Genomic DNA, 20,183 nt, shown 5'->3' with positions numbered 1-20,183 from the left:
GCGGCAAGGGCGGATCTCAGGGATGGCGGCGACGATGGCGCCATTCCGTACGTACCTTGCGGCGCCAGAGGAACTGGATCAGCAGGTAGCTGGCGCAGGCCAGAACCGTGGCCACGGCCATCGAGCCGATGTACAGCGGAATGCCGATTTCCACGATCCGTTCGCTGAACCAGTTCCATGAAAACTGGAACTCGAAGGTGATCACCGGGCGGTCCAGCAGCATGGCCCCCACCTTGTAGTTGAAGTAGAAGATAGGCGGCATGGTCAGGGGGTTGCTGATCCAGACCAGTGCCACCGACAGTGGCAGGTTGGCGTTGAGCCAGACGGCACCGAAGGCCGCCGCCACCATCTGGAACGGCATCGGAATAAACGCGAGGAAAATGCCGATCAGGAAGGCCCGGGCCACACAGTGGCGGTTGATATGCCACAGGTTGGGTTCATGAAGGATGTCCCCCAGGAAGTGCAGCGACTCGATGGAGCGCACTTTCTCCGGTGACGGGATGTAACGTTTCATGAACTTCTTCGGCATATCGAAGAAAAGCCTGGTTGCCTGGATGGCCCGGCATGGAGAAACCGGGTTCCGAACGCCTGGTTGATGGAATTGGGGTGGAGTCTCGTCCGGTTTGCTGAATGAGCCGGACCGGAGACCAGGAATCCCCTTCAGGATAGGGACGATCAACTCATGGGGGCAAGGATCGCCGCCTTTGCCTGCGGCGTCATCATACTGTACTCCGGGCTTTTTCCGCCACCTCGGGCGCTGTCGGTGTCGGTTTTCTGCCTGGCCCTGATGGCGATCGTTGCGCTCTGGCGGAGGCACGGCAGGGGACGTCACTATCTGGTGATGGCGATCTGCCTGATGCTGGGGCTCGCCTGGGCAGCCCTGGCCTCCCAGGGTCGCCTGGAGGACCGTCTGGCGTCCGCTCTTGAGGGCCGGGAGTTGACGGTCACCGGATACCTCTGTGACGCCCCGTCGCCGGGGGCCTGGGACAGTGTCCGCTTCAGCCTTTGCCTGACCGGCGACCGCCCCGACGGGGTGCCCCGTCGGTTGCGCCTGTCCTGGTATGGCGACGGCGCCACCCTCGCGCTTCCCAGCCCCATGACCGCCACGGTGGTGCTCAAACGTCCCTATGGCGCCATCAACCCCGGCGGTTTCCGTTACGAGACCTGGCTTTTTCGCAAGGGGTATGGCGCCACCGGCACCGTGCGTGAGGTGGGCGCTGCCCCGTCGGAATCCTGTGGCCTGCCTTGCCGGTACTATCGCTGGCGCCAGCAGGCACTGCTGGCCACCCGCGATACCCTGGATGACATGGCGCATAGCGGCCTGGCAATGTCGCTGCTGCTGGGCTATCGCGGAGATCTGGGCAACCGACACTGGCAGGTGCTCGAAGCCACCGGAACCATCCACCTGGTGGCCATATCGGGGCTGCACCTGGGTCTGGTGGCGACGCTGGCGTCCCTGGTGCTGCGCTGGCTGGCTCTGCGGTTGCCCCGCCGGGCACCCTCTCCCCGGCAACTGCGGTTGTGGCTCTGGTTGTGTGTGATCCTGGTGGCCGCTGGCTATGCCCTGCTGGCGGGTTTTACGGTTCCCACACGACGGGCGCTGGTGATGGTGGTGATCGCCGGCTGGCTGTTGCTGGTGGGACGCCTGTCCTCGCCCTGGCACGGGTGGTTGCTGGCCCTGGGGGCGGTCCTGCTGCTGGACCCGCTGGCGCCCCTGGACCAGGGGTTCTGGTTGTCGTTCTGCGCCGTGGCGGTGCTGATTCTGGTGTTCAGCCGTCGACAGGCGCAGCCTGGCGCTATCCGCGCCCTGGTGATTGCCCAGGCAGCGGTGTTTGCGGGGCTCTGGCCGGTACTGTCGGTGCTGGATCAGGGCGCCGCCTGGGCGGGCCTGGTGGCCAATATCCTGGCCATCCCCATGCTGTCCCTGATTGTGATGCCGGTGCTGTTGGCCGGTGGCCTGGTGTTGCTGGTGACCGGTGGGCAGGCGGCTGCCTGGGTTGGCATGGTGTTCGATGGTGTGCTTGGCAGCCTATGGTGGGTGCTGACGTCTCTGGCCGGGTTGGATCTGCCCCAGGGGCGGATGCCGGTGGTACTGGCTCTGGTGGTGGCCGGCACCGTGCTGGTCGCCCTGTGGGTTCCGGACCGTCGTCTGCGCTGGTGTTCGGTGCTGTTGGTGGGGGCGGTGCTGGTGGGTGCCGGGCTGCCTGCCGGAAACCGATGGCAACCGACTCCCCAGCTATGGGTCTGGGATGTGGGGCAGGGGTTGTCGGTGATGCTCCGGCACCGGGATGAGGTGCTGGTCTATGATACCGGGCCGGAATCCGCCTCGGGATACAACGCCGTATCCGAGGTGCTGATCCCTTCCTTTGAGCACATCGGTGTCCGGCACATCGCAACCCTGGTGCTCAGTCACGGCGACCAGGATCACGCCGGTGGCTTGGCCCATCTGTTCCGGCGCTATGAGCCCGGACGGATCATCTCAGGGGAAGCCGGCCGGATCGCCGACAATGTCGGGAATCGTGCCGTGGTGCCGTGCCATCGGCAGGAGCCCTTGAAGGTGGGGGCGGTGGAGGTCCATTTCTGGCAGGCGATGCCAGCGGAAATCGACGATGCCAACGATCGTTCCTGTGTCCTGGCCATTCGCCATGGCAACCAGCAGATCCTGTTGCCGGGCGATATCTCGGTGCCGACGGAGCGCAGGTTGCTGGCGGAGTGGCCCGTGGCACTCGGGGAGGGGCGTGAACTGACCCTGCTCGCCCCGCACCACGGCAGCAAGACCTCTTCCGGGGCGGCATTCGTCCGCCGGCTGTCTCCGGAGCGGGTGATCTTCACCGCAGGCTACCGGCACCGCTACGGCCACCCCCATCCGGATGTGGTGGCGCGTTACCAGTCCGCTGGCAGCGACCTGTTCAATACCGCGACATCCGGTGCCCTGAGGCTGGACCTGGATACTGATGGGTTGTGGGTAACACCCTGGCGGCAGGGGGCCCCGTTCTGGGTCCGTGGGCCGGAGTCCGTCACCCCGGAGTGAGGAATCCTTCCCAACCGTCGCTTTCGGGTGTGGTCTGATTCCGTGGCTATGCTAAAGTAGCGCCGCTTGTAACAGATCAGGGAGACCGTGCGTGTTTGAGCTTCTGAAAGCGGGTGGCATTCTGATGGTGCCGATTGTGTTGTGCTCCATTCTGGCGCTGGCCATTATCCTGGAGCGGTTGTGGACCCTCAGGCCCTCACGGGTGGCGCCACCGGATGTCATGTCCGAGCTGTGGCGCTGGATCAAGGCCAAGGACCTCAATGGCCGCAAGCTCAAGGCACTGCAGGCATCATCTCCCACCGGTCGGGTGCTGGCCAGCGGCCTGATGAATGCCAAGCATGGCCGGGAGGTCATGAAGGAAAGCATTGAACAGGAAGCGGCCCAGGTGATCCACGACCTGGAACGGTTCCTCAACCCCCTGGGCACCATCGCCACCATCTCGCCGTTGCTGGGTCTGCTGGGTACTGTCATCGGTATGATCAAGGTGTTTGCGAAGATGCAGGGCACCGAAGGGGCCGCCAACATCGCCACCCTGTCCGGTGGTATTTCCGAGGCGCTGGTGACCACTGCCGCTGGCCTCACTGTGGCCATCCCCGCGCTGATCGCCCACCGTTACCTGATTCGCCGTATCGAGGCGCTGGTGGTGGGTATGGAGCAGGAAGCCATCCGCCTGGTGGAGGTGGTGCATGGCGACCGCGAAATCGACGTTGAGGGAGCCTGACGGCCGTGAAATTCCAACGCCAGCGAAGCCGGGAAGTGGGGGTGGATCTTACCCCCCTGATCGATGTGGTATTCCTGCTGCTGATTTTCCTGATGGTGTCCACCACCCTGCCGGACGATAACCAGCTCAACATCCAGTTGCCCGAGGCCGACGGTGAACCGGTGGCCGTGGAGGCGGAACTGATCGACCTGGTGGTGAACGCCCAGGGCCACTACATTGTTAATGGCCGCACCCTGATCAATAATCGTCGTCAGACGCTGGAGCAGGCCATTCGCGATGCGGCGGGCGACAACAGCGACCTGCCGTTCGTGATTACGGCGGATGCCCGCACGGCCCACGAGTTTGTCATCCGGGCCATGGATGTCGCCGGCAAACTGGGTTTCACCAAGATCAAGTTCACCACCGATCCCACGTCGGACGACTCCTAGTGTCACGTCTGGGATACTGAATCCGGCAAACACCTGGCAGGGCGATGAACCAAGCTGAAGCTTCCAACTGGCAGACCTACGGGCGACTGCTCAAGTACGTCAAACCCTTCTGGTTCGCCTTCTCCCTGGCGGTGGTGGGCAACGTTATCTATGCGGCTGCCTCCACCGGTATGGCGGCGGCCATGGAATTCGTCATCCAGGCCATCGAGAATCCCACCGCCGAGAATCGCATGCTGATTACGGGGATGATCGTGGGGGTGTTTGCCTTCCGGGGCGTGGGCACCTTCATGAGCCAGTATTTTATTGCCTATGTGGGCCGCCATGTGGTCAACGCGCTGCGCAAGCAACTGTTTGACCGGCTGCTGTCGTTGCCATCCAGCTACTATGATAATCATGCCTCCGGGCGGCTGGTATCCAAGCTTACCTTTAACGTCGAGCAGGTGGCGGATGCCACCACCAACGCGGTGACCATTATCCTCCGGGAGGGGCTGACCATCGTTGGCCTGTTGGGGTTCATGGTCTATACCAACTGGAAACTGACCCTCATCTTTGTCGCCCTGGGGCCGTTGATCGGGCTGGTGGTGAACTACGCCAGCAAGCGTTTCCGCAAGATCAGCCGGCGCATCCAGAGTTCCATGGGGGATATCACCCACGTATCGTCCGAATCCATTACCGGTTACCGGGTGGTGCGCACCTTTGGCGGCGAGGACTATGAACGGCAGCGCTTCGGTGATGTTGCCGACCGCACCATGCGCCAGGGCCTGAAGATGGCCTCCACCCAGGCGATCGCGACACCAGTGGTACAGGTGCTGGTGGCCCTGGCCCTTGCCGCCCTGGTATGGGTGATGCTGGCGCCGGAGATCCGGGGGAGTATGACCACCGGGCAACTGGTGGCGTTTATCACCGCCGCGGCCACCATGGCGAAGCCGATCCGACAGGTGACGTCGGTGCATAGCAAGATCCAGAAAGGGGTGGCTGCGGCCCATGATGTATTCGGCACCATGGACGAGGAGCCGGAAGAGGATGCCGGTCAGTACGCGCCGGAGCGGGTCGACGGTGCGATCCGTTTCGACAACGTCTGCTTCCGCTACCAGGACACCCTGGACGACGTCCTGCACCAGATCAGCCTGAATATCCCGGCAGGGCAGAGTGTGGCCCTGGTGGGGCGGTCCGGCAGTGGCAAGTCCACCCTGGTGAGCCTGCTGCCCCGATTCTACGAATACCACCAGGGGGAGATCCGGCTGGATGATCACCCCATCACCGACTTCAGCCTGGCGGCACTGCGGGCCCAGATTGCCCTGGTGACCCAGAACGTGGTGCTGTTCAACGACACCATTGCCGCCAACATCGCCTATGGCTCGCTACGGGAACGCTCCCGGGAGGAGATCGAGGAAGCCGCCCGCAAGGCCCACGCCCTGGAGTTTATCGAGCGCATGCCTGAGGGGCTGGACACCGTGGTGGGCGACAATGGCGTGATGCTGTCCGGAGGCCAGCGCCAGCGCCTGGCCATTGCCCGGGCCCTGCTCAAGGATGCGCCGGTGCTGATCCTGGACGAGGCCACCTCGGCCCTGGATACCGAATCCGAACGCCACATCCAGGAAGCCCTGGAGGTGGTGATGAAGGGGCGCACCACCCTGGTGATCGCCCACCGCCTGTCCACCATCGAAAAGGCGGACCGCATCCTGGTGATGGAGTCCGGTCGCATTGTCGAGGACGGTAGCCACCAGCAACTGCTGGCCGCCGATGGCGCCTATGCGCAGTTGCACCGGATGCAGTTCAGCGAAGGGTGATGGGGAACCTGGCGGAGACACTCTGGTATCGGCAGCGACGCCCGCTGTGGCCACTGCTGCCGTTGTCCTGGCTTTACCAGCGGATTGCACGGAGCCGTCGCCAGCATTTGCAGGCAGCAGCCCGACCCTTGCCGGTACCGGTGATCGTGGTGGGCAATATCACCGCGGGGGGCACCGGCAAATCGCCCCTGACCGCCTGGCTGTCTGGTTATCTGGCGGAGCAGGGGTGGCGACCGGTAATCCTGTCGCGGGGCTATGGTTCCGATCGTCCCGCTGATTCACCGATGGTGGTGACCCCCGACAGCGATCCTGCCCGTACCGGTGATGAACCGGTGATGCTGGCAGCCCAGACCGGTCGCCCGGTGGTGGTGCATCCCCGCCGTCTCGAGTCGGCCCGGCTGGTCCTGGAGCAGGACCTGGGTGACCTGTTGCTCTGCGATGACGGCCTTCAGCACTATTACCTGGCCCGAGACCTGGAGCTGGCGGTCTTCGATGGCGCCCGGGGTATCGGCAATGGCGCTGGCCTGCCGGTGGGGCCGTTACGGGAAATGCCGGAACGCCTTGGGGAGGTGGACTTCGTGGTGGTCAACGGCGAGGCCACCGGGCCCGTACCGGCCCATCCCGACCGCTATGCCATGACCCTTGAGCCATCCCGGGTCCGTAACCTGGCCACCGGCGAGACACAGTCCCCGGACTGGTTGCAGGGGCGGGAGTGTGCCGCCCTGGCCGGTATTGGCAATCCGCAACGATTCTTCGACCAGTTGCGGACCCTCGGCGCCACCGTGGAGGGGAGGGAGTTTGCTGATCATCATCGATATACTGGACGGGATATCGCCATGGCCGACAACCGTCCCCTGTTGATGACCGCCAAGGACGCTGTCAAGATCCGGTCATTCGCCCATGACCAGTGCTGGGTGCTGGATGTGGAGCCGACCCTGCCCCCGGGGTTTGGACCGGCGCTGGAGCAGGCACTACACCGGAAACTGACGGGGCGTGGCCTGCAACTGACTTCTTCAAGAGAGACCTGACATGGACAAGAAACTGATTGCCATGCTCGCCTGCCCGGTGTGCAAGGGAGACCTCAAGCTCGACCGGGAGCGCAATGAGCTGGTGTGCTATGCCGACGCCATGGCCTTCCCCATCCGCGAAGGCATCCCGGTGATGCTGGCCACCGAGGCCCGCACCCTGTCCACGGATGAGCGCGTCGATCGGCCGCTGGGGTAATCAGCATGTCCTTCACCGTTGTCATTCCGGCCCGGTACGCCTCCTCCCGCCTGCCAGGCAAACCCCTGGCGGACATCAACGGCGTCCCGATGATTCGCCACGTCTACCAGCAGGCCTGCCGCAGCCATGCCGGCCGGGTCCTGGTGGCCACCGACGATGAACGCATCGTGGCCGCCTGCAAGGATTTCGGCGCCGAGGTGGTCATGACGTCCCCCGACCATGCCAGTGGCACGGACAGGTTGCAGGAGGTGGCGGAAAAACTGGGGTTGCCGGACGACGCCCGGGTGGTGAATGTCCAGGGTGACGAGCCGTTGATCCCCCCGGGCCTGATTGACCAGGTGGCAAAGGCCCTGGATGACTACCCGCAGGCTGCCATCGCCACGCTGTGTGAACGCATTACCACGCCGGCGGACCTGTTCAATCCCAATGTGGTGAAGGTGGTTCGGGACCAGGACGGCTATGCCCACTATTTCAGCCGTGCTCCCATGCCGTGGCTGAGGAACCAGTGGCAGACCCTGGCCACGCCGGACAGCCTGCCGGAGGATTACCGGGCCTGGCGTCATATCGGCATCTACGGCTATCGGGTCAGCCTGCTACACCGTTTTGTCGGCTGGCCGCCCGCGCCCACCGAGACCACCGAGAGCCTGGAACAGCTTCGGGCGCTCTACCATGGCGCGAGGATTCATGTCAGCGAGGCGTCGGAGCCCCCGCCGGCGGGGGTGGACACCCCGGAAGACCTGGAGCGGGTGCGCCAGCAACTGGCGTCCGGAAAAGGAGTGTAGGAGACCCTGATGAGCAACCAGATTCGCGTATTGTTCGTGTGCCTTGGCAATATCTGCCGGTCGCCCACCGCCGAGGGCGTGTTCCGGCACCGGCTGGAACAGCAGGGCCTGTCGGATCGTGTCGAGGTGGATTCCTGTGGCACCGGTAGCTGGCACATTGGCAAGGCGCCGGATGAGCGGGCCAGGCAGGCGGCCGCCAGCCGTGGTATTGATATCGGTCACCTGAGGGCCCGCCAGTTCCACCCGGGGGACCTGGAGGGGTTCGATTACGTGCTGACCATGGATCGTCAGAACCTGGCGGACGTGCGGGATATCTGGCTGCAGCAGGGCGGCACCGAGCCTCGTCTGTTCCTCGACTTCCTGGAAGCTGGTCACGAGGACGAAGTGCCCGACCCCTATTACGGCGGCAACGATGGCTTTGAACGGGTGCTGGACCTGATTACCGAAGCCAGCGACGGCCTGCTGGCCGACATCCGGGCGCGACTGGACTGATGCGCCCCCACAACCTGATTGAAAACGCCCCGCTGCAGAACCTGAGCACCATGGCGACACCGGCCGCAGCTCGCTACCTGGTGGAAGCGACTGATACCGGGGAAGCGAAGGCCGCCCTGGCATGGGCACAGGAGGAGGGATTGCCGGTCCAGGTGGTCGGTGGTGGCAGCAACCTGATCTTCTGCGACGACTTTCCCGGACTGGTCCTGCACATGGCCCTGAAAGGCCGCCATTGGACCGCAATGCAGGGCGACTGCGCCACGCTGGTGTTGGCGGCGGGGGAGAACTGGCACCGGGCGGTCCTCTATGCGGCTGCGGCAGGCTACCGGGGCATCGAGAACCTGGCCCTGATCCCCGGTACGGCGGGTGCCGCCCCGGTCCAGAACATCGGCGCCTATGGTGTCGAGCTGTCCGATACCTTCGTCAGCCTCAGCGCCTGGGACCGGCAACTCGGGGAGGAAGTGGTGCTGACCACCGAGGATTGCCGTTTCGGCTATCGCGACAGCCTGTTCAAGCATGATCCCGAGCGCTACCTGATCCTGGAAATCCGGCTGGCCCTGAGCCGCAGCCGTCCCTGGTCCCTGGGGTACGGCGAGCTTTCCCAGTGGTTCGAGGGTGAAGCGCCATCGTCACCCACGGCGGTGGCCGAAGCGGTGATGGCGGTACGTCGCCGCAAGCTGCCGGACCCGGCCCAACTGCCCAATACCGGCAGTTTTTTCAAGAACCCGGTGGTCAGCCAGGAGCAATGGGAGTCGCTGCAGCGGCAATGGCCGGAAATGGTGGCCTATCCCCTGGACGACGGCGTCAAGCTGGCCGCCGGCTGGCTGATTGACCAGTGTGGCTGGAAGGGCTACCGGAACCGGACGGTCGGGGTGCACCACCGGCAGGCCCTGGTGCTGGTGAACCATTCGTCGGGTACCGGTGCCGATGTGCTGGCCCTGGCCCGGAGGATTCGTGATGACGTGCGGGAGCGTTACGGAGTCACGCTGGAAATGGAACCGGGGGTCGTTCCTTCAGGCTGTGGACTGACACCGCCAGCCTGAAGCGGGCGTGATGCCGGGCGACAGGCTCTATCCCGGATAGCCTGTCGCCCGGCAGCGCTGTTTCAGAGTCCCCGGCGGGGGGAGGCATTGAGCAGGAACGGCAGGATGTCCTCCACGGCAACGTCCTGCTTGTCCGCATCCCGGCGGCCTTTGTACTCCAGGGTGCCGGCGGTCAGCCCCCGGTCCGAGACGACGATCCGGTGGGGCAGGCCCATCAGTTCCAGGTCCGCGAATTTTACACCCGGGCGCTCGTTGCGGTCGTCCAGCAGCACATCGAAGCCCGCCTGGCGCAGCTGCTCATAGAGCTTTTCGCCCGCTTCCTGCACCGCCGGTGACTTGTGTCCATTCAGGGTGACGATCGCCACCTCGAAGGGAGCGATGGCCTCCGGCCAGATAATGCCCCGGTCGTCGTGGTTCTGCTCGATGGCCGACGCCACGATGCGGGATACGCCGATGCCGTAGCACCCCATCTCCAGTATCGCGCTCTTGCCGTTCTCGTCCAGCACCGTGGCGCCCATGGCCTGGCTGTACTTGTTGCCCAGCTTGAAGATGTGGCCCACTTCGATGCCTCGACGAATCTCCAGCTGACCCTTGCCATCGGGGCTCGGGTCACCTTCCACCACGTTACGCAGGTCTTCCACGCGCCCCAGGGGCACGTCCCGTTCCCAGTTGACGCCGGTGAGGTGATAGCCCTCCCGGTTGGCGCCGCAGACAAAGTCCGCCAGATGCGCCGCAGCGCGGTCGACAATCACCGGTACTGTCAGCTTGACCGGGCCGATGGAGCCGGGCGGGCAACCAGTGGCCTCACGGATCTCGTCGTCGGTGGCCATGGTCAGCGGTTCGGCAATGCCCGACAGGTTCTCGGCCTTGATGTCGTTGAGGGTATGGTCGCCCCGCAGGATCAGGGCCACCAGGCCTGCATCCTCGCCTTCTTCCGCCTCGGCTTTCACCAGCAGGGTTTTCACGGTTTTTTCCGTGGGCACCTTCAGGAAGTCCGAGATGGCGGCAATGGTGGTCTGGCCCGGAGTTTCCACTTCTTTAAGGTCTTCGGAAGGTTGCGGGCGGTCACCCGTAGGTGCCAGGGCCTCGGCCTTCTCGATATTGGCGGCGTAGTCGCTTTCCGTACTGAAGGCGATCTCGTCCTCGCCGGAGGAGGCCAGCACGTGGAATTCGTGGGAGGCGCTACCACCAATGGCGCCCGAATCCGCCTCCACCGGGCGGTAGTCCAGGCCCAGGCGGTCGAAGATGGCGCAGTAGGTGCGGTGCATCACCTCGTAGGTGTCATCCAGGGAGTCGCGGTCAATGTGGAAGGAGTAGGCGTCCTTCATCAGGAATTCCCGCGCACGCATCACACCGAAACGGGGCCGCCGCTCGTCCCGGAACTTGGTCTGGATCTGGTAGAAGTTGGCCGGCAGTTCCTTGTAGCTCTTCAGCTCGTTACGGATCAGGTCCGTGATCACTTCCTCATGGGTGGGGCCGAAACAGAAGTCCCGCTCATGGCGGTCCTTCATCCGCAGCAGTTCGCCGCCATACTGTTGCCAGCGGCCGGATTCCTGCCACAGCTCCGCCGGTTGCACCGCGGGCATCAGCACCTCCTGGGCACCACTGCGGTCCATCTCTTCCCGCACGATGCGCTCCACCTTGCGCAGCACCCGCAGCCCCAGTGGCAGCCAGGTGTACAGGCCGGCGGCCAGCTTACGGATCATGCCGGCCCGCAGCATCAACTGGTGGCTGATGATCTCGGCATCGGAGGGATTTTCCTTGAGGGTGGCAATCAGATAACGGCTTGCTCGCATTATGGTTTCCGTAACGAAAAAGTGTTGTTGGTTCAGGAGTTCTGCAGGGCTCCTTGATGCTTGCCCCGTATTGTACGTGCCCTGAGGCAGAAATGAACCGGTCAGATGTTCCGGGGGGCCTGAAACTTTCCGTTGTTGTCGTTGTGGCCTACCTTTATGGATGGCCGCCAGACAAGCGGCTTTCTCCCATCCAGAGACAAGGAGGACCCATGAAACGTACAGGTTCAGCCATTTGGCAGGGCGGTTTGAAAGACGGTAAGGGCAAGCTCGCAACCCAGAGTGGCGTATTGTCCGACAGTCGGTATGGCTTCCAGACCCGATTCGAGGAAGAGCCGGGCACCAACCCGGAAGAACTGATCGCCGCAGCCCATGCCGGCTGCTTCTCCATGGCCCTATCGATGATTCTGGGGGAAGCGGATCTCACGCCGGATAAAATCGACACCAAGGCCCACCTGACCCTGGACAAGACGGAGGATGGTTTTGCCATCACCAGGGTACACCTCGACGTAACCGCCAGGGTGCCGGGAGCGGACCAGGCCCAATTCGAGGAACTGGCGCAAAAGGCCAAGGTCGGCTGTCCGGTATCCAGAGTGCTGAAGGCGGAAATCACAATGGACGCCAAGTTGGAATCTTAAAGGGGATGCTTCCCCGGTTGAGGAAGTAGGTCACGGTGGCGTTTGTTGTTCCGTGGCTTTGCTTCCAGGATTACCGGGTTGGCGTGGACACGCGGCCTTGATACTTTTTGTGCGTGACACCGGGGGAAGTCCACGTCAGAGTGCCGCGTTTTGTTAACTGGTTTTCTCGATATTGGCACGACGTTCCCGCTCCCGCTCAGTCATTTGTTCCTGGCGTTCCTCAAGGGAGTTCAGTCCAAGACGCGCACGGCGTTCATTAACCGTGGCAGAATCCTCGATAGGAAACGGTGTTGGCCAACCGTTTTCATCAACATCAAACTGGGTGCCGTAGTATTGAGGCTTGCCAGATAGCGTACGCACCCGATCCTGGAGGAATGCCAACTGCCAGCCCGCTACATCCTCTCTCGCAACGGCATCTTCCAGCAGGGAGACACACTTTCCCATGAACCCGGGATCTGAAACAGAATGCTGAACGACTAGCCATGCAGCTTTGGCAGCCTCTTCCCCAACTAGCGAAATGCCAGGCCAGCCGTGAGTACCAATAATCTCTTTCAGGCGGGAAGCATTGTGCTCATGCAGGGCTTTCATCCGGGGATGGTAAGACTCAGATGGCAGCTCGCCGGAATTGAAGAGTTGCTGCAACAACCGCTGGTCTTCCGTCATCATCGTGACCAGCTCATTCGCAAGATTCTGATTCATGGGCTCCTTCCCAGTTAACGTTAAGTATCATGGGTGATTCTACTACCGTAAATCTTCTTGACCGGAATCGCCTCTAGATCCAGCCCTTCCAGACACCTGACATTAACCGCCCAACCGTCGAAGGGCTCGACTCCCTCGCGTAGCTCCTGCGTCGTAGGATCGCTCGGCCGCCTAAATGGCAGGATGCCGCACACCGGACAGAAGTAGTCTTTCGCTGTTCTCGAACCCCATTGGTACAGTGCGAGATCGCTCCACGGAACCAACAAACGAAGCTTCCCCTTCGCTACCCGATGGTTCAGGGCACCTCTACGGAGGCACACAGAACAATCGCAGGAGCGCACATGATCAATGTCCGCATCCACCTCAAAGCGGATTCTTCCGCAATGGCAGGAGCCTTGGTATCTCTTCATGGCACTTAACGCAGCCGACAGCGGCCGGAGTGAAGGCACAAGGTGCCGTAACGGAGGTCCGGCCCACGAAGTGGGCGATGCTGACCAGCTTTGTTCTGCATTTATAAGAGCCTCTGCACGCCCCACCAGAGGCCTGATACAACAAGCCCCAGCGCCCCGAACTGCAAACCAGCGATGGCTAAGTACGCTACACCAGAATTTGCGGCATTCTTAGATGTGAGCGCTAGCAACAAAGTGAGTGCTATGGGTACCACGATTATAGCCAAGCTTATTGATGCCAACGTTCCAGGGTCAAACACCAAGATTCCCTCTAAAATTGAACCGACGCATAACAGCTAGTTATACGAACACGTTCGTATAACACTCCATTCGTATAATTCCATTTCGAAGCCGGCTTTCATCTGAAGAAAAGATCATGAATTCATAATGTTAAGTCAGATCCCCACGGCTACCTCAGGAGTTATACACCCGCGCAAGGCCGGCCCTGAATCTTCCAGGTGGGCGTATAACTCCACCGATCCCTGTTTCCCCTTCAACCCTATCAGATGGTTATTGCCATTTCCTCGTGAGCTGGCGGATTTATGCGAACGCGTTCGCTTAACTACGGACGACGTCGGGGCTCTGGACACGTTCGCATGCCCAGTGAATTGGCGGACATGCAAGGTGGTAATCACAGGCCCTCCAGATATTTCAGGGGCAGGGCGGTGGAATCGATCACCCGGCGCAGCACAAAGCTGGAGTGCACGCCGCTGACACCGGGGATGCGGGTGATCTGGTTCAGCAGGAAGTGATGGTAGTGGTCCATATCAGGCACCACCACCTTGAGCATGTAGTCGGCGTCCTGGCCGGTGATCAGGTAACACTCCTGCACCTCGGGGTACTGGGCCACCTGCTGCTCGAAGGCTTCGAACCGCTCCGGCGTGTGGCGGTCCATGCCGATCAGGATGATGGCGGTCAGGGACAGGCCCAGTTTCTTGTGATCCAGCACCGTCACCCGCTGACGGATGATGCCGGCTTCCTCCAGGGCCCGGACCCGACGCAGGCAGGGGGAGGGGGACAGGCCGACGGCCTCCGCCAGTTGCTGGTTATTGAGGGTGCCATCCCGCTGCAGGGCATCGAGGATGCGGCGGTCAGTACGGTCCAGTTTATGCAGTTCCTGGTGTTTTTCCGGCATAATATTCCAAAAATGTTGGCTTAAACGACGAGGATGTTGCCCTGATTCTGGCAATGGCAGCAAAAATAGCAATAAAATTCTATGCATCCTGCGTTAATATAGTGTCATATCATTCCTGACTCTGTTTCAGACAAAAGGACACAACCATGGCTTTCGATCACAGCAAGTACATCCCCTTCCGGCCGGTTCGCAAGACCGACCGTCGCTGGCCGGACAAGGTTATTGAACGTGCGCCCACCTGGTGTGCCGTGGACCTGCGGGATGGCAACCAGGCGCTGGTGAAACCCATGACCGTGGCCCAGAAGCAACGCCTGTTCGACCTGCTGGTGAAGGTAGGCTTCAAGGAGATCGAGATCGGCTTTCCGGCAGCGAGCCAGCCGGACTTCGATTTCTGCCGCAAGCTGATTGAGGAAGACAGGATTCCCGACGACGTTCGCATCCAGGTGCTGACCCAGGCCCGTCCGGAACTGATCGAGCGCACCTACCAGGCCCTTGAAGGTGCCAAGCGGGCCATCGTGCACGTGTACAATTCCACCTCCACCGTCCAGCGGGAGCAGGTATTCGGCATGGACCGGGACGGCGTCAAGCAGATTGCCGTGAACGGCGCGAAGCTGGTGCAGGAGATTGCCGGACGCTATCCGGATACCGACTGGACCTTCCAGTATTCCCCGGAGAGCTTTACTGGCACCGAGCTGGATTACGCCGCCGAGGTGGTGGATGCGGTCACCGAGGTGTGGCGCCCGGACCAGGGCCAGAAGGTGATCATCAACCTGCCCGCCACCGTGGAAATGGCCACCCCCAACGTGTTCGCCGATCAGATCGAGTGGATCTGCGACAACATCCAGCGCCGCGAGCACCTGAGTATCAGCGTGCACACCCACAATGACCGGGGTTGTGGCGTCGCCGCCGCCGAGCTGGCGGTGATGGCCGGTGCCGACCGGGTGGAAGGCACCCTGATGGGCAACGGCGAGCGCACCGGTAACATGGACCTGGTGACCATGGCCATGAACCTGTACAGCCAGGGCATCGATCCGAAGGTGGACATGTCCAACATGGCTGAAATCACCGATGTGGTGGAGGCCTGCACCGAGATCTCCACCCATCCGCGTCATCCCTACGCCGGCGAACTGGTGTTCACCGCCTTCTCCGGCAGCCACCAGGATGCGATCCGCAAGTGCCTGTCTTACCGCAAGGACGGCGACAAATGGAACGTGGCCTATCTGCCCATTGACCCGAGGGACCTGAATCGTCGCTACGAGGAAGTGGTGCGGATCAACAGTCAGTCCGGCAAGGGCGGCGTGGCCCACGTGCTGGAGCGGGACTACAAGATCAGCCTGCCCCGGTGGCTGCAGATCGAGTTCAGCCAGTGCGTGCAGAAGGAAGCGGAAACCAACGGGGGCGAAATCGATTCCGAGACCATCCATCGCCTGTTCGAGGACCGTTACCTGGCGGTGGCCGAAGCCTGGGCCCTGTCCACCTACGACCTGCACCGGGACGAGGAAGGTGTTAACGCCACCGTGCGGTTCGGTAAGCCGACCGTGGAACTGAAGGGGCATGGTCTTGGCGCGGTTGAAGCCGTGGTGGCCGCGCTGGAAGCGAGCTATGACATCTCTCTGGCCGTGGAGGCCTATGACGAGTTCGCCCTGGGCGAGGGTACCAATGCCAACGCCATGGCCTGTATCCGCATCGTGGTGGGCGGCCAGGTCCACAGTGCCGCCGCCCTGGCCGAGGACACCACCTCCGCCACCTTGCAGGCCCTGCTGTCAGCGGTGGGTAACCACGTGGGTGCGTCGGCGGGTGTTGAGCCGGCCACGGCCTGAGGTCGGCCCCAAACGCAGGAAAGCCGGCAACTGCCGGCTTTCCTTGACTCACTCCAAAGCCCGTGAGGGGCAATGGACGGAAGCCATAACCCTATACTGGGGTTACGTTTTCCGCCTGGGGGCCTTTCGGTCCCTGGGTAACGGAGAACTGCACCTGCTGGCCTTCGGCCAGAGTGCGGAATCCGCTGGCGTTGATTGCACTGTAGTGAACGAAAACGTCACTGCCACCGTCCTGGGCGATGAAGCCAAAACCCTTGGACTCGTTGAACCACTTCACGTGGCCGGTTTTGATATCGGACATTGATCTTTCCTGTGTTTCCTGTACGTTGCGCCCTCACGGGACCTTTCCTGTGTGCCGGTCCATGGGGAAAGTTCCGGCACGGTATAGCCGGGAACATGGCAGTTGTACTGAGGGAAGGAGTAACCGAACGCCTGATAAAGCAGACCGCTGAAACACTTTCACTTAATACCGCTGTCGTTCCACAGCAAATTCAGTATAGACCGAGTTCGGGGGCCGTCAAAGATTTTTTGAGACCCTTGAACCACCCCCGATTTCGGAGAAAAAACAGGCGTCTGTCACACTCACGACACAACCCTGTGGACTGATTACCGGCGCAGTTGCTGATCAATTTCCGTCAGTATCGCCGGGTCATCGATGGTGGACGGTGCGTTCCACTCTTCGCCATCGGCAATCTGCCGGATCACCCGCCGCAGTATCTTGCCGGACCGGGTCTTGGGCAGTCGTTCCACCAGCACTGCCCGGCGGAAGCAGGCGACAGCGCCGATTCGCTCCCGCACCATCTCCACCAATTCCTCCTCCAGCTCTTCCGGGTCGATGGTGGCGCCATCCTTCAGCAGCACCAGCCCCAGGGGAACCTGTCCCTTCATCTCGTCCCGTGCGCCGACAACACAGCATTCCGCCACGGCCGGGTGGGAGGCTACCACTTCCTCCATTTCCCCGGTGGACAGGCGGTGCCCGGCCACGTTGATGACGTCATCGGTCCGCCCCATGATGAACACGTACCCGTCTTCATCCACGAAACCGCCGTCACCGGAACTGTAGTAGCCCGGGATGGGGGCCAGGTAGGTTTTTCGGAACCGGGCATCGTCACCCCAGACCGTGGACAGGCAGCCCGGGGGCAGTGGCAGTTTCACCGCGACCTGTCCCTGTTCGCCGGGGGGCATGGGGCGTCCGTCGGGGCTGACCACCTGCACATTGAACCCGGGAGAAGGCAGGGTGGCGGAGCCGGGCTTGGTCTTCATCTCCTGGATGCCCACCGGATTACAGCAGATGGCCCAGCCGGTTTCCGTCTGCCACCAGTGATCGAGTACCGGCAGGCTGGTATGTTCTACCAGCCATTCATAGGTGGAGGGGTCCAGGCGTTCACCGGCCAGGAACAGGCGTTTCAATGAACGGATGTCGTAGTTGGCCATCAGGTCCGCTTCCGGGTCTTCCTTGCGCACAGCACGGAAGGCGGTGGGCGCCGTGAACAGGTAGTTGACGCGATGGTCCTGCACTACGCGCCAGAAAGCTCCGGCGTCCGGTGTCTTCACCGGCTTGCCTTCGTAGAGGATGGTGGTGCAGCCGGTAATCAGCGGTGCATAGACGATATAGCTGTGGCCTACGACCCAGCCTACATCCGAAGCGGCCCAGAACACATCACCGGGCCGGGCGCCATAGACCAGCTCCATGCTGTAGCGCATGGCGACGGCGTGGCCACCATTATCCCGCACAACCCCCTTGGGCTTGCCGGTGGTGCCGGAGGTGTAGAGGATGTACAGCGGATCGGTGGCCGCCACGGGCACCGGGTCGGCCGGCGTGGCCCCGGCCATTTCGGCCTCCCAGTCCAGGTCTCGTCCCGTGATCATGTCCGCCGTCACCTGGGGCCGCTGGAACACGATGCAGCACTCCGGCTTGTGCTCCGCCTGCTCAATGGCGCTGTCCACCAAAGGCTTGTAGGCAATGACCTTGTTGACCTCGATACCGCAGGAGGCGGTTACCACGGCCTTGGGCCGGGCGTCGGTGATCCTGACCGCCAGTTCCCGGGCTGCAAAGCCCCCGAACACTACCGAGTGAACGGCCCCGAGCCGGGCGCACGCGAGCATGGCGATAACCGCCTGGGGCACCATGGGCATATAGATGATGACCCGGTCGCCGTGACCAATGCCCCGGGCCTTGAGCACACCCGCAAAGCGTGCCACCTGGTCGGTCAGTTGGCGGTAGGTATAGCTCTGGGTGGTGCCGGTGACCGGGGAATCATGGATCAGCGCCTTCTGGTCACCGCGGCCGGCGCGGATATTGGCGTCCAGGGCGACATCGCTGGTGTTGATCAGGCCATCCGGAAACCACTCGCCATGGCCGTTTTCACTGGCCTTCCAGATGTCCTCGGGGGGACGGATCCAGTCGATCGCGTTGGCTTTCTCACGCCAGAACTGTTCCGGCTGCTCCACCGAACGACGGAACTCCGATTGGTAGTCCATGGGTCCACCTCATGCAGTCGATCATTGTTGTTTTATTGCACTGTTGAGGTCGACTGTAAGGGATATGGGGCGCAGAGGAAGTAGACCAAAGGCTAAGGGAGACTTTGGCTACAGTTACATGCCAGCTTGCCGCACCGAATGAGCAGGGAGGTTTCAGTCGGAACCCGTATCCACGGACGAGACAGTGGCGTCCACGGTGCCTTTCGCCAGCTTGGCCTGAATGCGGTCCCCCGGGGACAGGGTGGCCGGGTCCCGGACCACGGTCTGGTCGTCGCTGGACACAATGGCATAGCCCCGGCCCAGGGTGGCCAAGGGGCTGACTGCATTGAGGGTGCGGGCGGCTGATTCCAGACGCTGGCTCCGCTTTTCCAACTGGCGGCCGAGGCTGGCCTGCAACCGTTCACCCAACTGGTCCACTCGCTGTGTCTGTTCGCCGATGCGCCGGGAGGGCCGGTGGGCCAGCAGGCGCTGGGCCAGGTGGTCGCTGTGGGTTCGCTCCCGGCCCAGGCGCTGGCCGATGGCCTGGCGGAATCGCAGTTCTACATCGTCCAGGCGCTGGGCTTTCTCCTGCAGCTGTCGGCGTGGGTCCCGCAGTCTGGCCGTAAGCTGGCCGAGGCGGACATCCTGCTGGCGCAGGTAACGGCTGGCGGCGCCGGCCAGTCGCTGGCGGGTTTCGGTAAGGCGGGCCAGCCAGGCGGCCTGGTCCGGGGAGATTTTCTCGGCCGCAGCGGATGGCGTCGGGGCCCGGAGGTCTGCCACAAAGTCGGCAATGGTCACGTCCACTTCATGACCCACGGCACTGACGGTGGGAATCGGGCAGGTGGCGATGGCCCGGGCCACGGCTTCCTCGTTGAAGCACCACAGGTCCTCCAGGGAGCCGCCGCCGCGGCCGATAATCAGCACGTCGGCCCGGTTGTGGCGGACGGCCCGGTCGATGGCGCCGACAATGCTGGCAGTCGCGGCCTGACCCTGGACCGCCGTGGGGTAAAGGGTCACCGGAATACCGGGGCAGCGACGGCCCAGCACCGTCAGGATATCGTGGATGGCGGCCCCGGTGGGGGAGGTGATCACCCCGATATGGCGGGGCGTGTCCGGAATCGGCTTCTTGCGCTCCACTGCGAACAGACCCTCGGCCTGCAATCGGGCCTTGAGGGCCTCGAAGGCCTGCTGCAAGGCACCCAGGCCGGCGGGCTCCAGGTGTTCGACGATGATCTGGAAATCACCACGGTTCTCGTAAAGGCTGACCTTGCCCCGTATGCGGACCTGGTCTCCTTCTTTCGGCACCTGGCGGATGCGCTGGTTGAACCCCCGGAACATGGCGCAACGCACCTGGGCCCGCTGGTCCTTCAGGGAAAAGTACCAATGCCCGGATGATGGGCGCGACAGGCTGGACAGCTCACCTTCCACCCATACCTGCATGAAGCTGGTCTCCAGCAGGTGCCGGGCCTGGCGGTTCAGTTCGGAAACCGTCAGGGCCCTGGGCCGCAGGGACGGGGATGGGTCGGAGTGCATCGGCGCCTCTATCGTTGTGCGAGGAGTCTGGAAAACCACCATGTTATCAGAACCTTCCCGTCTGCCATACGGGTTTTCCGAGAAAGGGGGTGGTTAAAAGTTACCAAAATTCAGCAAGATGCGCGCTGAGGCCGGTGTTGACGCG

19 protein-coding genes are annotated in these 20,183 nt (G+C 62.6%); 11 read left to right on the top strand and 8 right to left on the bottom strand.

What is annotated here, in order from left to right:
- Positions 1–16: 16 nt before the first annotated feature.
- The gene (locus tag ACJO2E_RS09050) at positions 17–514 is read right to left on the bottom strand and encodes a DUF2062 domain-containing protein (protein WP_406963545.1); all 498 of its coding nucleotides are present in this window, start codon (positions 512–514) and stop codon (positions 17–19) included.
- Between the two features lie 168 nt (positions 515–682).
- Between ACJO2E_RS09050 and ACJO2E_RS09045 the strand changes: the two genes are divergently transcribed.
- The 9 genes from ACJO2E_RS09045 to murB all read left to right on the top strand — a co-directional run bounded on the left by ACJO2E_RS09045 (position 683) and on the right by murB (position 9,511).
- Positions 683–3,031, top strand: a complete 2,349-nt coding sequence (locus ACJO2E_RS09045; protein ID WP_406963544.1) for a DNA internalization-related competence protein ComEC/Rec2 — start codon at positions 683–685, stop codon at positions 3,029–3,031.
- Between the two features lie 91 nt (positions 3,032–3,122).
- Positions 3,123–3,752 (top strand): flagellar polar localization protein PocA, encoded by a 630-nt coding sequence (gene pocA, locus ACJO2E_RS09040; RefSeq protein ID WP_328189342.1) that lies wholly within the window; start codon positions 3,123–3,125, stop codon positions 3,750–3,752.
- A gap of 5 nt (positions 3,753–3,757) precedes the next feature.
- Complete coding sequence (locus ACJO2E_RS09035) at positions 3,758–4,180, top strand: ExbD/TolR family protein (protein ID WP_406963543.1); 423 nt, start codon at positions 3,758–3,760, stop codon at positions 4,178–4,180.
- A gap of 44 nt (positions 4,181–4,224) precedes the next feature.
- On the top strand, positions 4,225–5,970 hold the full coding sequence (gene msbA / locus ACJO2E_RS09030) for a lipid A export permease/ATP-binding protein MsbA (protein ID WP_406963542.1): 1,746 nt from the start codon (positions 4,225–4,227) through the stop codon (positions 5,968–5,970).
- Positions 5,970–6,998, top strand: coding sequence for a tetraacyldisaccharide 4'-kinase (gene lpxK, locus ACJO2E_RS09025; protein WP_406963541.1), 1,029 nt, complete (start codon positions 5,970–5,972; stop codon positions 6,996–6,998). The genes msbA and lpxK overlap by 1 nt, the downstream gene beginning before the upstream one ends.
- 1 nt (position 6,999) lies before the next feature.
- Positions 7,000–7,194: a Trm112 family protein gene (locus tag ACJO2E_RS09020; RefSeq protein ID WP_406963540.1), complete on the top strand. Its 195-nt coding sequence runs from the start codon at positions 7,000–7,002 to the stop codon at positions 7,192–7,194.
- A gap of 5 nt (positions 7,195–7,199) precedes the next feature.
- Complete coding sequence (gene kdsB, locus ACJO2E_RS09015; RefSeq protein WP_406963539.1) at positions 7,200–7,976, top strand: 3-deoxy-manno-octulosonate cytidylyltransferase; 777 nt, start codon at positions 7,200–7,202, stop codon at positions 7,974–7,976.
- 9 nt (positions 7,977–7,985) lie between these two features.
- Complete coding sequence (locus ACJO2E_RS09010) at positions 7,986–8,468, top strand: low molecular weight protein-tyrosine-phosphatase (protein ID WP_406963538.1); 483 nt, start codon at positions 7,986–7,988, stop codon at positions 8,466–8,468.
- On the top strand, positions 8,468–9,511 hold the full coding sequence (murB, locus tag ACJO2E_RS09005; RefSeq protein ID WP_406963537.1) for a UDP-N-acetylmuramate dehydrogenase: 1,044 nt from the start codon (positions 8,468–8,470) through the stop codon (positions 9,509–9,511). Before ACJO2E_RS09010 ends, murB begins: the two co-directional genes overlap by 1 nt.
- A gap of 62 nt (positions 9,512–9,573) precedes the next feature.
- Here the strand turns inward: murB and ACJO2E_RS09000 are convergent, their stop codons facing one another.
- Positions 9,574–11,307, bottom strand: coding sequence for a proline--tRNA ligase (locus ACJO2E_RS09000; protein WP_406963536.1), 1,734 nt, complete (start codon positions 11,305–11,307; stop codon positions 9,574–9,576).
- 209 nt (positions 11,308–11,516) lie between these two features.
- Between ACJO2E_RS09000 and ACJO2E_RS08995 the strand changes: the two genes are divergently transcribed.
- On the top strand, positions 11,517–11,942 hold the full coding sequence (locus ACJO2E_RS08995) for an OsmC family protein (RefSeq protein ID WP_406963535.1): 426 nt from the start codon (positions 11,517–11,519) through the stop codon (positions 11,940–11,942).
- Between the two features lie 153 nt (positions 11,943–12,095).
- Here ACJO2E_RS08995 and ACJO2E_RS08990 read toward each other — a convergent pair whose 3' ends face one another.
- The 3 genes from ACJO2E_RS08990 to ACJO2E_RS08985 form a co-directional block, all read right to left on the bottom strand.
- Positions 12,096–12,641 carry a DUF6624 domain-containing protein gene (locus tag ACJO2E_RS08990; RefSeq protein WP_406963534.1) on the bottom strand — a complete coding sequence of 182 codons (546 nt, stop codon included), beginning with the start codon at positions 12,639–12,641 and terminating at the stop codon, positions 12,096–12,098.
- Positions 12,642–12,661: 20 nt separating this feature from the next.
- Positions 12,662–13,051, bottom strand: a complete 390-nt coding sequence (locus tag ACJO2E_RS20105) for a GFA family protein (RefSeq protein ID WP_504362693.1) — start codon at positions 13,049–13,051, stop codon at positions 12,662–12,664.
- Positions 13,052–13,721: 670 nt separating this feature from the next.
- Complete coding sequence (locus ACJO2E_RS08985) at positions 13,722–14,225, bottom strand: Lrp/AsnC family transcriptional regulator (protein WP_406963533.1); 504 nt, start codon at positions 14,223–14,225, stop codon at positions 13,722–13,724.
- A 146-nt stretch (positions 14,226–14,371) separates the two neighbouring features.
- Between ACJO2E_RS08985 and leuA the strand changes: the two genes are divergently transcribed.
- Positions 14,372–16,045: a 2-isopropylmalate synthase gene (leuA, locus tag ACJO2E_RS08980; protein WP_406963532.1), complete on the top strand. Its 1,674-nt coding sequence runs from the start codon at positions 14,372–14,374 to the stop codon at positions 16,043–16,045.
- 91 nt (positions 16,046–16,136) lie between these two features.
- Here the strand turns inward: leuA and ACJO2E_RS08975 are convergent, their stop codons facing one another.
- The 3 genes from ACJO2E_RS08975 to xseA form a co-directional block, all read right to left on the bottom strand.
- Entirely contained in the window at positions 16,137–16,346 is a 210-nt protein-coding gene (locus ACJO2E_RS08975) for a cold-shock protein (RefSeq protein ID WP_328189326.1), read from the bottom strand.
- 305 nt (positions 16,347–16,651) lie between these two features.
- Positions 16,652–18,526 carry a propionyl-CoA synthetase gene (locus ACJO2E_RS08970; protein ID WP_406963531.1) on the bottom strand — a complete coding sequence of 625 codons (1,875 nt, stop codon included), beginning with the start codon at positions 18,524–18,526 and terminating at the stop codon, positions 16,652–16,654.
- A 153-nt stretch (positions 18,527–18,679) separates the two neighbouring features.
- Positions 18,680–20,038 carry an exodeoxyribonuclease VII large subunit gene (gene xseA, locus ACJO2E_RS08965; protein WP_406963530.1) on the bottom strand — a complete coding sequence of 453 codons (1,359 nt, stop codon included), beginning with the start codon at positions 20,036–20,038 and terminating at the stop codon, positions 18,680–18,682.
- Positions 20,039–20,183: the final 145 nt, after the last annotated feature.

This window comes from Marinobacter shunpengi, assembly GCF_045449695.1.
Taxonomy (GTDB): domain Bacteria; phylum Pseudomonadota; class Gammaproteobacteria; order Pseudomonadales; family Oleiphilaceae; genus Marinobacter.
This window is presented reverse-complemented; position numbering and strand designations above follow the sequence as displayed.